General features: G+C 58.8%; 13 protein-coding genes. 5 read left to right on the forward strand and 8 right to left on the reverse strand.

Annotated elements, in window-relative coordinates:
- Position 1: 1 nt before the first annotated feature.
- Positions 2–295: a hypothetical protein gene (locus tag FNJ84_RS13410; RefSeq protein WP_143793647.1), complete on the forward strand. Its 294-nt coding sequence runs from the start codon at positions 2–4 to the stop codon at positions 293–295.
- Here the strand turns inward: FNJ84_RS13410 and FNJ84_RS13415 are convergent.
- The 5 genes from FNJ84_RS13415 to FNJ84_RS13435 all read right to left on the reverse strand — a co-directional run bounded on the left by FNJ84_RS13415 (position 292) and on the right by FNJ84_RS13435 (position 8,208).
- A complete protein-coding gene (locus tag FNJ84_RS13415; RefSeq protein WP_143793649.1) occupies positions 292–4,368 on the reverse strand; it encodes a calcium-binding protein in 4,077 nt (1,358 codons plus the stop codon). The genes FNJ84_RS13410 and FNJ84_RS13415 overlap by 4 nt on opposite strands.
- A 36-nt stretch (positions 4,369–4,404) precedes the next feature.
- The gene (locus FNJ84_RS13420) at positions 4,405–4,980 is read right to left on the reverse strand and encodes a hypothetical protein (protein WP_143793651.1); all 576 of its coding nucleotides are present in this window, start codon (positions 4,978–4,980) and stop codon (positions 4,405–4,407) included.
- A gap of 101 nt (positions 4,981–5,081) precedes the next feature.
- Positions 5,082–6,314 carry a relaxase/mobilization nuclease domain-containing protein gene (locus tag FNJ84_RS13425; protein WP_143793653.1) on the reverse strand — a complete coding sequence of 411 codons (1,233 nt, stop codon included), beginning with the start codon at positions 6,312–6,314 and terminating at the stop codon, positions 5,082–5,084.
- Positions 6,311–6,760, reverse strand: coding sequence for a hypothetical protein (locus tag FNJ84_RS13430; RefSeq protein ID WP_255471203.1), 450 nt, complete (start codon positions 6,758–6,760; stop codon positions 6,311–6,313). Before FNJ84_RS13430 ends, FNJ84_RS13425 begins: the two co-directional genes overlap by 4 nt.
- 536 nt (positions 6,761–7,296) lie before the next feature.
- Positions 7,297–8,208 (reverse strand): LysR family transcriptional regulator, encoded by a 912-nt coding sequence (locus tag FNJ84_RS13435; RefSeq protein WP_143793655.1) that lies wholly within the window; start codon positions 8,206–8,208, stop codon positions 7,297–7,299.
- 170 nt (positions 8,209–8,378) lie between these two features.
- On the opposite strand from FNJ84_RS13435, the gene FNJ84_RS13440 reads away from it, so the two are divergent.
- On the forward strand, positions 8,379–9,548 hold the full coding sequence (locus FNJ84_RS13440; RefSeq protein ID WP_143793657.1) for an MFS transporter: 1,170 nt from the start codon (positions 8,379–8,381) through the stop codon (positions 9,546–9,548).
- A gap of 88 nt (positions 9,549–9,636) precedes the next feature.
- Here FNJ84_RS13440 and FNJ84_RS13445 read toward each other — a convergent pair whose 3' ends face one another.
- The 3 genes from FNJ84_RS13445 to FNJ84_RS13455 form a co-directional block, all read right to left on the reverse strand.
- Positions 9,637–9,975: a hypothetical protein gene (locus FNJ84_RS13445; RefSeq protein ID WP_185968528.1), complete on the reverse strand. Its 339-nt coding sequence runs from the start codon at positions 9,973–9,975 to the stop codon at positions 9,637–9,639.
- A gap of 369 nt (positions 9,976–10,344) precedes the next feature.
- Positions 10,345–10,881 carry a Crp/Fnr family transcriptional regulator gene (locus tag FNJ84_RS13450; protein WP_143793659.1) on the reverse strand — a complete coding sequence of 179 codons (537 nt, stop codon included), beginning with the start codon at positions 10,879–10,881 and terminating at the stop codon, positions 10,345–10,347.
- A 40-nt stretch (positions 10,882–10,921) separates the two neighbouring features.
- Positions 10,922–11,680, reverse strand: a complete 759-nt coding sequence (locus FNJ84_RS13455) for a hypothetical protein (protein ID WP_143793661.1) — start codon at positions 11,678–11,680, stop codon at positions 10,922–10,924.
- Between FNJ84_RS13455 and FNJ84_RS13460 the strand changes: the two genes are divergently transcribed.
- From FNJ84_RS13460 to FNJ84_RS13470, 3 genes are all read left to right on the forward strand, one after another.
- On the forward strand, positions 11,679–12,086 hold the full coding sequence (locus tag FNJ84_RS13460) for a hypothetical protein (protein ID WP_143793663.1): 408 nt from the start codon (positions 11,679–11,681) through the stop codon (positions 12,084–12,086). The genes FNJ84_RS13455 and FNJ84_RS13460 overlap by 2 nt on opposite strands.
- 483 nt (positions 12,087–12,569) lie before the next feature.
- The gene (locus tag FNJ84_RS13465; protein ID WP_143793664.1) at positions 12,570–13,025 is read left to right on the forward strand and encodes a hypothetical protein; all 456 of its coding nucleotides are present in this window, start codon (positions 12,570–12,572) and stop codon (positions 13,023–13,025) included.
- A gap of 48 nt (positions 13,026–13,073) precedes the next feature.
- Positions 13,074–14,198 carry a hypothetical protein gene (locus FNJ84_RS13470; RefSeq protein ID WP_143793666.1) on the forward strand — a complete coding sequence of 375 codons (1,125 nt, stop codon included), beginning with the start codon at positions 13,074–13,076 and terminating at the stop codon, positions 14,196–14,198.
- Positions 14,199–14,201: the final 3 nt, after the last annotated feature.

Raw genomic sequence — 14,201 nt, forward strand, 5'->3', positions numbered from 1 at the left:
GATGAGCAAGGAACACCATACGTTCACATGGCAGGGCATTGAGATTGAGCTGATCTACGAGCCCAAAGCTTACGGCGGCGCGACGGCACATCTGGAGGTGCGCAGCATCAAGCCGGAGAGCGCGCCGCTGCCGATCACCGAAACAGGCTATCTCTCGCACTATCATCCCGTGGGAACCGTTGAGGCCAACGCAGGCACATTGATCGAGCAGGTCAAGTGGTGGCTGGATGAGCGCGCTAAGTCCAAGGAATGGCAGCGGCACGTCGAGCAGAGCAGGCAGCTTTGCCTGTTCTAGGCGACAAGCAGGTTGCCCGAGGTCACAAGGGCGGCCTCATCGGTCAGGCCCGTCACGCCGTTGAGCGTGACCTTCAGGACGAAGTTATTTGCCCCGCCGTCAGCATCCACTTTCACCAGTGAGTTTGAACCGCTGGTAGTGATTTCCACGAAATCCGTGATGACATCGCTCATCGGATCGAACAGGTCGAGCAAGTCCGCAAGATCGAGCACATCGCCTTGGCCTGTGTTGAAATCAGCAATCGTGTCTGTGCCGCTTTCACCGTTCAGCAATCTGAAGGTGTCCGCGCCGGTGCCGCCTGAGAGTGTGTCGCTGCCATTACCGCCAAGCAGCAGGTCATCACCACCGCCGCCGATCAGGGTATCATTGCCGTCGCGGCCTTCCAGCTTGTTGGCACCGCTGCTGCCCGTGATCGTGTCATTGCCCGAGCGTCCAATGACATTCTCGATATTGGCCAGCCAGAAGGTCGTGCCGTAGCCCGAAGACGTGCCCGCTGCAAGGTTGATGGTAGAGGAGTAACCGGGGCCGTAGCTCTGCATCAGGTCAAGCGTGTCAATGCCGTCGCCGCCGTCCAGACCAACGGAATAGTAGTCCGCGATCAGCGTGTCATCGTGAGCAGAGCCCTTGGCAATCTCGATGGAGTAGAGCGTATCCGTGCCTTCGCCCGTGACCGTGCGGGTATTCAGATCGATGACAACAGCGCTCGCGCTTCCGCTATAATCAACCGTGTCATTGCCGCCTTCGCCGTCGATATAATCATCGCCCAGACCGCCGCTTAGTATGTCATTGTTCTCACCGCCGCGCACATCGTCATTGCCGTCCCCGCCGTCGAGGATGTCTTCACCGTATCCGCCGCGTAAGTTATCAACCCCGCTGCCGCCATACAGCTCATCGTTGCCATAGCCGCCTTCGATGTAATCATTGCCGTCATCCCCATAGAGGATATCAACGCCCTGGTAGCCGTAGATGTTGTCGTTGCCAGCTAGGCCGTGGATGGTATCAATCCCGGTCGTAAAGTCGCGGCCATAGATGTTGTCGTTGCCCGAGGTGCCAACCCAGCCCAAGTCCTCATACAGCAGGTCGATCACAGTCGTGTCGTAAAGAACGAGGGTTTCGACGCGGTTTGTCGTGCCGTAGAACTGGTTGGTAATGGTGATCCTGCCGCCTGCGCCGCCATCAATTGAGATGACCAGGTCAGCGCCGACCACGGAATAGCTCAAATCGCCCTGAACGATGCCTGCGCCCAGCTCAATCTTGTCGGTTCCGGCATCATCGGCAATCGTGTCGTTGCCGTCACCATAAGCGAAGAGATAAGTATCGTTGCCGCTAAAGCCAAACAGGCTGTCATTACCCGTGCCGCCCGTGATGGTGTCATTACCGTCCGCAGCCTTGATCAGGTCGTTACCAGCCCCGCCGTCAAGGGTATGAGCATGGGTATCCGAATTCTCACCGCTCGTGTCATATGCATAGATCGTATCGTCCCCGTCGCCGCCATACAGGTTGTCTGCGCCCTGGTAGCCAAATATCCAGTCATTGCCGCCGTGCCCGTAGATCGTGTCGTCATCCGATCCTGTGAAGACGCCGTTCAGGCTTTCAGCCACATCGATACCGTGCAGCGTGTAGTTGATGCTCTCGGGATTGAAGGTAGAGGTATCGGCAAATACGATCAGCTCGATATCTTCCGCATAGTTCTTGAAATGGCCATCCACGAGGATTGAGCCGCCGCCGACCGTTGAGCTGATCGTGATCAGGAGGTCTTCGTTGGATACGCGCGTGAAGGTCAGATCAGAGATCGTGATGCCGCTGCCGAACTGGATTTTGTCAGTCGCAGAGGTCGCCCAGGACTCAACAATCGTATCGTCCCCGTCACCTTGCTCAAAGACGTAAGTGTCGTTACCGGTCCCGCTGCGGAACAGGTCGGCCCCCGTGCCGCCGTAGAAGGTGTCGTTGCCGCTGTAGTTATAGATTTCGTCGTGTCCGGCACCGCCGTAGGTGATGTCATTGCCGCTCCCGGTCGCGATGTAGTCGTCACCCCCGTTGCCGTATAGCGTGTCATCCCCTGCATCGCCTTCGATCTGATCCCCGTAGGACGAGCCGATCAGGGTTTCGCCGCTGCCTGTCCCGTTCAGGTCGAGGCTACCAGCTTCAATGCCGTAGAGGTTGGCATGCACTTCGGCAAAGCTTAAGGAGGCATCGCTGTTAGTAATAGCGGTATCAAGAGCGTTGATATCTGCGGTAGTCAGTTCTTGATCGCCGCCGCGAACGCCCGTGACGAAGAACAGCACGTTGGTCCATACATCCAGGGCATCGTTGCTGACATCGGAAGCTACATCCTCAAGGTCGGCAAGGGCAGTGACAGAGAGTGTGCCGGGGTCTGTGAAAGTATCAGATGCGAGATCATAAGTCACAGTATCTGAAAATAGTGCCGTTCCATCGGCTTGCAAAAGGAGCCGAGCAGTGAAGGCGGCCTCAGCGTCGAAGAAAACCTTTGTCAGCGCTTTGCCAGCCTGGACACCGGGATCGGACAAGTAACCTGCCTGAAGGAATGGCCGCCCTACGTACATTTCTAAAAATTCTAGATCGCGCGCATCAACGTAATAACCGCGACTATTTGGAATAACGCCATCCACGTTCGCCCAGCGGTGCATAATTTGACGCATACTACCCATAAATCCTGACTCAGACATCAGATCAGCCAGGCTTTCTGAGGAAAGTTCGGCAACATCCTCTATTAAACCGCCGGCACCATTACTTATACTCATGGCGACGGAAAGGTCATGGATATCACCGTAGCCGCGAATTTCCGGCAGAAACTGCACTCGATCATCAAGTGGAATAGCCCCAGAACTAATAGTATTTCGGTTATTATATTGGAACCAAATGTCCTGAATTATTCCAACACTGTCATCATCATACACAAAGGTACCCGAGCTTAAAATCAAATTTCCAGAGGATATAGTATCCGTTCTCGTACTTGCTAACGCAATGGACTTTATTGACTCCTCAGAAAGCGACTTCAGTTCTCCCGCATCAGTATAGCCATCGGTATCCAAGTCCCTCCAAACCAACAAATCTCCGAACATAATATCGTCATCATCAATCTGGCCGTCATTGTTGCAGTCAAGTAATGACAGATCGTAAAAGCCATCCGAGCTGTTTGATCCAAAGAGTTCATCATTGCTGTCAATCTGACCATTGCTGTTGATGTCAATTGCCAAAAACCCTTCAGATGAGCCTATCCATCCGCTTGCCTCGGCAATACCATCTGAGTCCCCGTCCCAGTAGACAAATCCGGAAGAATTAAGGTCTATCAGGTCAATTCCAGATGTTCCAAAGTCAAACACGAGTGGTGACGCAAAAGTTTCAATGGTCGCAAAGGCAGCCGTGATGATATCAGAAATCGTATCAGTAGTGAGGCCAGTCCCATCTGCGTCCTGATCCGACATCAGATTGTTATTTCTTGATGATCCGCCACTAATAGGAACGGTAAGGTAATCAGATTCATTCAATAGGTATCGAAGATAGGCGGCGACCTCCTCATATGTCAGAGCTTCCGATAGCCTGAAAGATTCAATAAGCGGTAAATGTGGGTTTGCATAATCAGCAGGATCAAGATCATTTTCCAGTACCGATTCCAGAATATATAAATCTTCCATGAACTCTGCCTGTGCTTCGACAGCTAGGTCTTGCCACTCGATCGTGCCATCGATAAAGGGCGTATAGTCTCGGTTTTCTTTTCCTCCGACGGAATTCTTTTTTCGTTCAGACAGAGCCTCTTGACTTCCAGGGTGTTCCAGTTGCGCGATGTGCCAAGCTTCGTGTACGAATACGGATTGAGTTACTATGTTGGAAAACGTATAATCATCGGAAAGCCCGTACGCAGTTGGGAAATACATGTCGCCGCCAACCATATGGGGGTTATTCTTTCCGCTCGTGTTCACTGGTGATTTGTATTCAAAGACATCGATTTCATCATAATCCATCAACTCCGATCCGCCTGTGGGGTCATTGAAGAAATCCCGCAGCAAGTTTTTTTCGCCAGTACTCAGTTTGGTATTTGTTCTTATAGGCATTAATTCCCCTTGTATTGAGAGTTTAAAGGTGATTCTTTAATTATTTGCGCAGGAGCTCCTTAGTCCGCTATGCCATAGCGTTTGAACCTCTCGGGAATAGTCGCCAAAGCTTGGCATAGTTTCCGATTGCACTAGAATATTGGCGCAATTGTCCATTTTTGAGGTTGAAATGCATTCAAGGTATCTATCGCTGTATCTCGATTTTGGCAGTCTAGCCTTTAGGAGTGAAACCGCCGGTGTCTTATTGTTCTTAATGAGGGTGGGGTTTGAATGAGTAGCGATAATTGTCGCGTGCTCCAATATGGAAAACTCATCTTTTAGAATTCCTGGTGGTATCATTCTGAACTTACCGCTATCAGGCATGATTGAGTTGTATAGAGTTCTCCTTGCGTCATAAGCAATTTCTGGAATATCTGAACGCGCAGCATCGAGCAAGATGATCCACGTTTTTTCACATTTTCCAGAGTTGAGCGCTTGCAATGCTTCATTTTTTGCGAGTTTCCAGTCTGTATATGGGTCCGATTCTGGCTCTGAAGAAATGACATCTGCAGTTCCTATTAAAAGTGAGACGACCACTATGAACAGTGATAGAACTAGTTTTTGATACCTCATTCTTTACCTCTTATGGTTATAATATTGTTTCACGATTCGATCCTGATTAATAGACTCAATCTATGGGTGACTGTTTCTGGGCAATACATATTTGTTGAAAACTAGAATCGTAGCCGTTTATGAGGGGTGGTTCTAGGCTCGATGAGTCTGCGGATTTCTTTTTCGATATCTAATTTGTGATTCCCTCTGGATATCTCTGCGAGCTCGTGTTTCATTTTCTGCGTTTGTGAAATGTGCTTTGAAATAAGAACTTCTCTTTCTCGCGCATCCCTTTTCATATTTTCATTTGCATTGATCTCATTCTGTTTCCTGATCTTGCGGGTCCTGCCTGACAGCCAGTCCCAAGCTCCGCCGATGCCCTTGCGAAACCGTGCCGCCCTCTGGAGGGCTTCAACCTGGGCGCGTTCCGCTTGTTTGTCCTTCAGGGCTTGCCGCGCAGCCCGCTGTTTCTTCCTAAGGGCATCCTTCTTGCGGCTAAACTCTTCCTCCTGTCGTCCCGCTTCTTCCTCAGCCTCCCGCAGGAAGCTGCGCAGCTTGTCGCTCATGCGGCAGGCCATCAGGTCTTTAGCCTGGTCGGCGGATGGCAGGTCTTTGCGGTCCCCGATGCGCGCGGAGAGGTCTTTCGCATTTACCCCCAGCCAGCGAGTCAGGGAGTAGACCTCACCTTTGGTATCGACCGCCACGAAGCCGCGCCGATCCCCTCTCGCCAGAACGAAGCCCTGATCTTCGAGCGCGTGTTCGAACGCGGCGCGGTTGTCGGAGACCGACCAGCATTCCTTCAGGCGCAGCTTCAGATCACCCGCATCTTCCTTTGCCCGTCTGGCTTGCTGCCATTCGGCGAGAGTGAAGTTCAGGGGATTGCGGCTAGTCTTGTCCCGATAGCCTTCCGGCAGCCGCCAGCCATGTTCGAGGAACAACTCCTTGGAGACCCTGTTCAGCTTCTTCTTGTAGAAGGACAGATTAACCGCCTTCATCTCGTTCACATTGATCCGTGACCAGACCACATGGGCGTGCCGCCTGCCTTCCTTCTCATGGAAGATGACCGCCCGCGCATGACCTGAGAGGCCAAGGCTCTCTTCAGCACGCGCAATGGCCGCTTCAAACTGCACCACGCTCACACGTTCGGTGTCTGGCGGGCTGAAGCTTAGGGAGAAGAGATGCTGACGGCAGCGCGTGCCCTTGGCGATAGCTTCGGATTCCCGCAGCGCGCCGTGCAGATCATCCGCCATGAAGCCCCGTAGCTCATGCAACTCGACATGATCATTGTCGCGGTCATTCAGGAGATGGGCTGCCAGCTTCAAGGCCCCGCTGCGCTGCGAGCCTTTCAGGATCATGGACGGTTCTCCGCCTCGTACCCGAGCGCCCGCAGCAACTCGGCGCGCATGGCGATCACCGCCGCGCAGGCAAGCGCCAGTTCTTCTTCCACTTCCGGCGCGAGCGGCAGTGTGCCGATATTGGCACTGCGGGCGAGCTGGTTCAGGTTACTGGCCAGACGCATATTGCCGAGCATTCCCAGAACCTGTGCCAAGGCGGCATGGTCTTTGACGGGAGCGCTACCCCGCGTCCGGCGGGCAGACAGGTCGCCGCCAAACAACTTGGTTTTGATGTAGGAGCCGAGGGGCATGCCTGCGGCGGCAGCCTCCAGCTTGTCACGCTCTTCCGTGCTAAGACGCAGGGAGAAAGGCGGCGGTGTCTTGACCGTCCGCCGAACACGCTTGCGGGCAGCAGGTGCGAAGGCAAGCTGCAGATGTTCAATTGTATGGCGCTGGAGATGGGTCATGGTTCCAACCCCGGCAGGTCCGCCTCATGCGGCTTCAACTGCGCTTCCCAGTCCTCCAAAAACTCAAACAGGGAGTTCGAACATTCTCCCGGCAGGTCCGCCACTTGCCATTGATCTATGATGATTTTTTGAATTTTCTTGATCCATACCCACCATCAAACCCACCATACAAAAAACGCTTGCATGCAACTTGATGCGTCAGCTTGTGCCAGAACGACAAAGCTTCCTTGCTGAGCAGGGAGTGCATTAACGTGAAGGGCGAAGGCATCGGCAATTCGCGGAACGCAGCGGCCTGAGCGTGCGCAAGGCGTAAACACTGACGCGCGCCGGGTATAACCATGAGGAGGATTACCGGCCCAGAACGGCCATTGACCTCACCGTGCCGCCGCTGCGGTGCGGCCCGTCAATCTGGACTTTCGCTGCAAGTGCAAAGTCGGGTCGACTGTGAACTGGTCGTGTGCGGGACAGAGCGCTAATTCGCTGCGCGGGCAAGAAGGTCCGCTCACAGGTAGCCAACCCAGCCATGCAGCGGGGTTTCATTTTGGGGCCGCATCCAGAAACGCCCTTAGCTTGGGCACCATGAAATCCAGGAAGGCGCGGACGCGGCGCGGGATGTGGTCGCTGCCAAGAAAGACGGCATGGACATCCTCGCTCTCGCCTGCGGTGGCGTCGGCCAGGACCTCGACCAGCGCGCCGCTGGCGAGATCCCCGCGGATGTGGAACTCGCCCATCCGCGCCAGCCCCATCCCGGCCAGTGCCATTCGCCGCACCGTCTCGCCATTGTTGGCCGACAACGGGCCCGAGACACGGCTGTCGACGATCTGCCCGCCCTCGCGCAGCGACCAGACCGAGGCAGCGCGGCGGAAGTTGAAGCCTAGGCAGGCGTGGCGGCCGAGATCGGCGACGCATTGGGGCAGGCCGCACCGGCGCAGATATTCGGGCGAGGCGACGATCTTGCGTGGCGCGGACCCCAGCCGGATCGCGGTCATGCCGGAATTCGCCAGCTTTCCCACCCGGAACGCCACATCGGTGCGGTCGAGGTAAAGGTCGATCACCTCGTCCGAGATCGACAGATCCAGCGCGATGTTGGGGAACTCCCGCCAGAATTCCGGCAGCAGCGGCTCGATGGCGACCATGCCGAGCCCCACCGAAGCCGAGACTCGGACCGTGCCCGTGATGCTGGCTGCGCCCCGGCTCAGATCATGCTCGATCGCGTCCAGTTCGGCCAGCAGGTTCTGGCTGCGGGCATAGTAAATCTCGCCTTCGCCGGTCAGCACCAGCCGCCTTGTCGAGCGCTCCAGCAGCCGCACGCCCAACCGCGTCTCTATGCGCCCGATCAGTTTCGACACGGTAGAGGGTGTTATCATGAGCTGCCGGGCGGCCTCAGAGAAGCTGCCAGTCTCGACCACGCGCAGAAAGACCTGCATTTCACCCGCTCGGTTGTCCATTACTCACCCTGGTCTGTGAATCAAGTTCACAGATGATGAGAAGATTGGCCGGATTATCAAGCCGGAATATCGGGCCTATCTGTCCTGCCATCAATCTATGGAGCGAGCCGGATGAACCCATCGTCCGCCCACAGGGCCTTGCCCCCGACTGGAACGCATGAGGAAAGATCATGAAAACGCGCAATTCCAACTGGCCGCTTCTGGCCCTCGCCGTCGGCGCCTTCGGTATCGGCGTCACCGAATTTTCTCCGATGGGGATGCTGCCGGTCATTGCTGACGGGGTCGGAGCCTCGATCCCCTCGGCCGGGCTGCTTGTCAGCGCCTATGCCATCGGGGTGATGGTCGGCGCGCCGGTGATGACGCTGCTGTTTGCCCGCTTTGGCAAGCGCACGGCGCTGATGGCGCTGATGGCGATCTTTACGCTGGGGAACCTGATGTCGGCGCTGTCGCCGGATTACTGGACGCTGCTTGCCTCGCGCGTTGTCACCAGCCTGAACCACGGTGCGTTCTTTGGCCTCGGCTCGGTCGTCGCGGCCAGTCTGGTGCCGAAGGAAAAGCAGGCCAGCGCGGTCGCCACCATGTTCATGGGCCTGACGATTGCCAATGTCGGCGGGGTACCGCTGGCGACATGGGTCGGCCAGAGCATTGGTTGGCGCGAAGCATTTGGCGGGACTGCACTTCTTGGCCTTTTGACCATCGCCGCACTGTGGTGGGCGCTGCCTGCTGGTGATGCCGGCGCGCGCCCCGAGGTCCGGCGCGAACTGCGCGTCCTGACCCGCCCCGATGTGGCAATCGCCCTTCTGACCACCGTGTTGGGGGCAAGTGCGATGTTCGCCCTTTACACCTATGTCGCGCCCGTGCTGACCACACTTGCCGGGGCATCGGACGGGTTCGTCACGTTTGGGCTGGTGCTGATCGGGATGGGCTTCACCTTCGGGAACTGGCTGGGTGGACGTACGGCCGACTGGTCGCTGGACGGGGCGACGGCGATCTTCCTTGGTGCCTTGGCAGTGATCATGCTGGTGGCCCCCCTGACACTGGGCAGCCAGATCGGCGCGGCGGTCACGCTGTTCGTCTGGGGCGTTGCGGCCTTTGCCATCGTGCCCCCGGTGCAGATGCGGGTGATGCAGGCGGCGGCGGATGCCCCCGGCCTTGCCTCGTCGGTCAATATCGGTGCCTTCAACCTTGGCAACGCCATCGGCGCGGCACTTGGTGGGGCGGTCATCGCAGCCGATCTCGGCTATGCCGCCGTGCCGGTCGTCGGCGGGATGACCGCCGCAGCAGGCCTAACACTGGTCTGGCTCGGACGACGCCAGACCATCACCGCCTGCGCGGCCTAAGACCAGGGGGCGATGCGGCGCAAAACCGTGTCGCCCCGAAACGGCTTTTCTTCATCGGGATCGTCACGTTCATTTTGCCGAGAAGACTCTACGTTCGCGGGGCATTGTTCAGCTGCACGGCAGGATGATTGCCGCTCTTGGCCACCTTGGTCAAAGCAGGCAGCAGCTCTTTCAGGTTCCCCGCTCGGCGCGCAGGGTTGTCGCCCGTCCGATGTCCGGCTACGGCCGCCGATGCCTGCACGCTTTCAATGCGACCGCGAATCCGGGAGTCGGTTTCAGTCCGGTCCTGCCAGATTGGTTTCAGCACCCGCAGCGCGTCCTGCGTAGTCACATCCTGCACCAGCATCGCGCCGAGTTGCGGCGCGCCATAGGTGGTCAGCGTGTTGCGCCATTGTTGCCGGTGCTTCGGGTTCTTGAAGGCGTCCAACTTGGCCTCAGGGTAACGGTCCACCGCATCTGCGAAGGCCAGCCCCCGCCGCTGGAAGTGATCTGCTGGGACTGATCTACAGGACCAGCCAGGCGACACCGCCGACGTTGAATGTGGTGTTCCGGCCCCTGCCCGGATGCTGCAACCGCTTCACATCCAGCGCCGTAAGTTCCTTGGAAATTCGCTGCATTCTGCACCCCCAATTGTTACCCGCCATTAGCCGTGCAGCAGGACGCAACAGGACGCATCGGGCCGCGACGAAGAAAGCGATCGTTTACAGTGGGTATTCCACCCTATTGCGACAGCACACCACGGATTAAGGGCCATAATGGCGGCTGTCTGGCGACGGCAATGGCGCCCATCGCGCCGCTATATCTCGGCATGTGCGGCCAGAGCGTCGATATTTCGGATCACGATGTTCCGCCTGCTGGTCCCGATCAGCCCGAGGCGCTTCAGCCGGGATAGCGCACGTGAAACCGCCTCTCGGTTGGCGCCGATCCTGGCGGCCAGGGCCTCTTGCGTGGGGGCAGGCCGCAGCAGGGCATGCGTGCGGACCTGGCCGCTTTCCCGAGCCAGTTGCAGCAACAACAGGCGCAGCCTCGCCTCGACATCCTGCATCACCAAGCCGAACATCTGCTCGTTCTTGTTGCGCAGACGATGGCACAGTTCGGTCGCCAGATTCAGCGCGATGATGGGCTGGGCAAGCAGGCTGTCACGAAAAGCGCCGGTCGGCATGTATAACAGCCTGCAATGTGTCTCGGCATAGACACGCAGTGAGCGTGGCTGATCTTCAAGCGCAGCCATCTCGCCAAACAGGGTGCCGGGCCGGAATACGCTGAGAACCAGATCACGTCCGCTGATGGATGTCCGATGCGCCACAAGCCGGCCCGACAGCAGCACGAACACAGAACCGGCAAGGACGACAGGACAAGCTGGTAGAAAAGCATCAGCACGCCGGGGTCAGCTTCTTGCTGCCCTCACTGCCGGGGTCGCGGCCCCCGCAGCGGCCAGATGCAGGGTAATACATGGACAGCACCACGATCAAGTTCGCGGATGACGCCCCGACGCCGGATTCGGCGAAGTCGGGCAAGCCTGACGCGATCCACGGCGAAAGGGACCGCCGCGATGGACCGGGCTGGACAATTATCGTGCCTGCTCGGCCGATGCCGGCGTCGACCTGGAGGCCGAGCCCGATGCAATGATGGATCCCCAGAGCTCGGCCCGAATCCCGATCCTCGGGCTGATGGACGGGCGCTGGAACGGGGGGCGCAAGGGCATCGCCCATTACCTGCCAAGCGACGGCACAGATGATCTGAAAAATGCGCGGCCTACCGTCAACGGCGCGGATTGCTGGGACCGGATTGCCGACAATTACCGCGATTTCCTTCTGGCCGTGACCGAAGCCGGCGGTTGCCCCTCCAAAAAGCCGCAGAAGATCGCCCCCCGCCTGTTGCGGCGCAAACGACAGCGCCGCTTGCCGAATGGTTGGCCGATTGCCCCTGCGATCCAAGGGAACTTGGCCGCTGGCTGTCTCGCCTGCCGGCCGGATCGCTGGACCGCACCACGGCGGGCTGTCGCCCTGAAACCGGTGCTGGTCGATCACCACCCGAACAGTTGTCAGGATCCGATCCGACATGAGGTTCCCTGCAACAAGAAAGAAAGAATGAAATCCGATGTCCGGCTTTCCGGTTGTGATGGTTCCCATGCGTGTCGATGCCCTGCTGGTCGGGACACCGATGGCGGTGGCGCATCCCTTTCTGGATTTCTCGCGGATGCCCTGGACGGCCCTCGATGGCGACAGTAACGGTGATCTGCCCTATCTTGCCGAGGTGCTGACCACCCCGCCCTTTTCCGAGCGCGACACAGGAAGTTTTGCACCCCGCGCGACCGTGCTGTGGGGCGGGATGCATCTGCACTGGACGCTGCCCGACAGCTTTCATCAGGGCGCAAGCAGCGTCCCGGTGGCTGGCATGGCGGCGGATGAACATCAGATAGCAGCACTTGACCGGTCCGAGGTTACGCCGCGACTTGCGCAGCTGCGGCCGCATTTGACGCGCGCTCGCCGGTCATTGCCGCCCAGGGGCCGCGACAATGGCGCATCACGGATCTGAGCAGAACAACCCATCTCGCCCTTGGGCTGGTTCAGGATCATCAACGCGGCGGCAGCCGGCTTCGGATCGTGAAAACCACGCTGACCTTCCCGGCCCTGCCGACCCGCTGGCTGGTCACGCGGCGGGCCGACAATGCTATTAGCGGCCAGTGGATCATCGAAAGCGATCAACTGACCCCTGGTGAAGCCGGGCCTGACGGCACAAGCTATCCACGGACCGGAACCCCGCCATTCGGGCGCCTGCCACGCACCACACCCCGCACGTCATGGCGGCCCGACCTGCCCCAGGCCTATCTGCCGGAACTGACGGCGCTGGGCTATGGGGACGCGAATTTCGCCACCTTTTATCCGAACTGTCGTGGCGTTTTCGGGATGCACGACGCCGAGGCACCGACCAAGCCGGGATCAGGGCCGGAACAGTTGATCTATGACGTCCTGGGCTGGTTTCCGCGACCCGAACAGGACCCACTGGCCAGCGAGGCGCATGGAAGAACTGCCAGAGGCCGTTCAGCTGGCCGACCGCCTGCCGACAGGCGACCCCGATCTGCTGCCCGCACTGCATGAGGAACGGCACGGGCAGGGGTTCACCGGGGTTTCGGCAGGTGGCCGGGTCTGGACCATCGTGGCAGACAAGGACGCGCCACCCGACGGCACGCCACCTGCCGACATCTATGGCCCCATCCTCGCGGATCTTCAGATGCTCAATGCGCGCGAGCGGCAGATAGAGGCCGCCGCCTCTCGGGTTTCGGCCGAGCGGATGCAGCTTTTCGCTGATTGGTGCAAATATCTCGCCGTCAGCTATCCGGGCAGTGAAGGGTTCGACCCCGAACCAAGGCCTGATACGTTGCGCGCCCTGATCGAGGCGGGGCCTCTGGCCGCGCTGAAGCGGGATGACATCACCGTGCCGGAAAGCCAACTGTCCCGGTTATGCGGGCAGTGAGACGGCGATTTGCATAGGATCGCCGTGGCGCTGGCCGCATATCCCGGCTTGAAGCTGAAACCGACGACCGGGCTACGTTATTGGCGCGCCAACGATGCGGTTCTGCTGATCACCGGCGAGGCGGCGACTGTCCCGCCCCGTCATGGCGAGGACGGAAACCTTGCCTGCCGGGTTCAGCCTGTCTCGGCCGCGTCAATCGACCTCGCGCTAGACCAGCTTGTCGCGGCGATCCCCGCCTGCGCCATGGACGGGTCCGCCAGCTGCAACCATTGTCATGAAGAGCCGTGGAATCCGCTGATCCTTGAAGGGGAGGTGGCTTTCTACCCCGCGCGGGGAATTTCGCCCACAAGGACGGATGCGGGACTCGATACCAATGCGCTGATCGGACATTGGCACCTGCCCAGTGATTGCGTCGACCTGGCGCCCGGCGCGAATGGCGCGACAAGGTCCGTTTGGGCCGACATCGAGGCCGAGCCGCAGGTCCATCGGGCCGCCTCGATTCTGACACCGCATGCAAAGCTGCAACTGCGCGGTCGGATCGAAGCCATGATCCGGCAGATTCTGGAACCACGCCACGCCGCTGCCATGACAGTCGCAGGAACCCCACCGCCCGAGTTTGGCAGCGACGCAGAAGCATTCGCCACGCTTTCTGTCTGGTTCAGCCGCACCTTTGTCGACGACCCTGTCGCCGCCGAGCTGATCGCCACGCATTACCGGCTGTATCAGGCGGACGATCCGGCCGAATACAGGGTGCTTTCACAGGCGATCGGCGGATTTTCCGAGGCGCTGGCCATGCGGCATCAGGCCCCTCAGTTACCCATTGACGATCCGTTGGGGTTCGATTCCGACCAGCGTTTTGCGGCACGAATGCGCCAGGCGGTCGGACCAGAAACACATACCGGCGTCCTGCCATGGAACGCCTTCGTGCCGATCAGTGCGGGGGCAATGTCGGTGCGCGCCCTGCGGCTGCCGGACAGCTTTGGCCGTTTTCAGGATCTGGATTTCGACCGCTCGCAGGTGCTTGCCGCCGGCACCATGGGCGAGAACCATCGGCCCCATGACGGCCAGGTTCCGCTGCCGCCCAGGCTTGCGCAGCCGGCGCGCCTGTGTTCCGTTGGCTGGATGACAATGACAACGAGATGGTCGAGGCCCAGGGCCCCGATCCTCCGGTGATCG

Origin of the sequence: Paracoccus sp. M683, assembly GCF_007096355.1 — a bacterium.
In the GTDB taxonomy this organism is placed as follows: domain Bacteria; phylum Pseudomonadota; class Alphaproteobacteria; order Rhodobacterales; family Rhodobacteraceae; genus Paracoccus.

Bases quoted from the DNA above. Each gene is read 5' to 3' on its own strand.
- FNJ84_RS13465 (WP_143793664.1), top strand. From the start codon at position 12,570: ATGGAAGAACTGCCAGAGGCCGTTCAGCTGGCCGACCGCCTGCCGACA.
- FNJ84_RS13455 (WP_143793661.1), bottom strand. From the start codon at position 11,680: ATGGGAACCATCACAACCGGAAAGCCGGACATCGGATTTCATTCTTTC.
- FNJ84_RS13430 (WP_255471203.1), bottom strand. From the start codon at position 6,760: ATGACCCATCTCCAGCGCCATACAATTGAACATCTGCAGCTTGCCTTC.
- FNJ84_RS13440 (WP_143793657.1), top strand. From the start codon at position 8,379: ATGAAAACGCGCAATTCCAACTGGCCGCTTCTGGCCCTCGCCGTCGGC.
- FNJ84_RS13460 (WP_143793663.1), top strand. From the start codon at position 11,679: ATGCGTGTCGATGCCCTGCTGGTCGGGACACCGATGGCGGTGGCGCAT.
- FNJ84_RS13420 (WP_143793651.1), bottom strand. From the start codon at position 4,980: ATGAGGTATCAAAAACTAGTTCTATCACTGTTCATAGTGGTCGTCTCA.
- FNJ84_RS13410 (WP_143793647.1), top strand. From the start codon at position 2: ATGAGCAAGGAACACCATACGTTCACATGGCAGGGCATTGAGATTGAG.
- FNJ84_RS13435 (WP_143793655.1), bottom strand. From the start codon at position 8,208: ATGGACAACCGAGCGGGTGAAATGCAGGTCTTTCTGCGCGTGGTCGAG.
- FNJ84_RS13415 (WP_143793649.1), bottom strand. From the start codon at position 4,368: ATGCCTATAAGAACAAATACCAAACTGAGTACTGGCGAAAAAAACTTG.
- FNJ84_RS13425 (WP_143793653.1), bottom strand. From the start codon at position 6,314: ATGATCCTGAAAGGCTCGCAGCGCAGCGGGGCCTTGAAGCTGGCAGCC.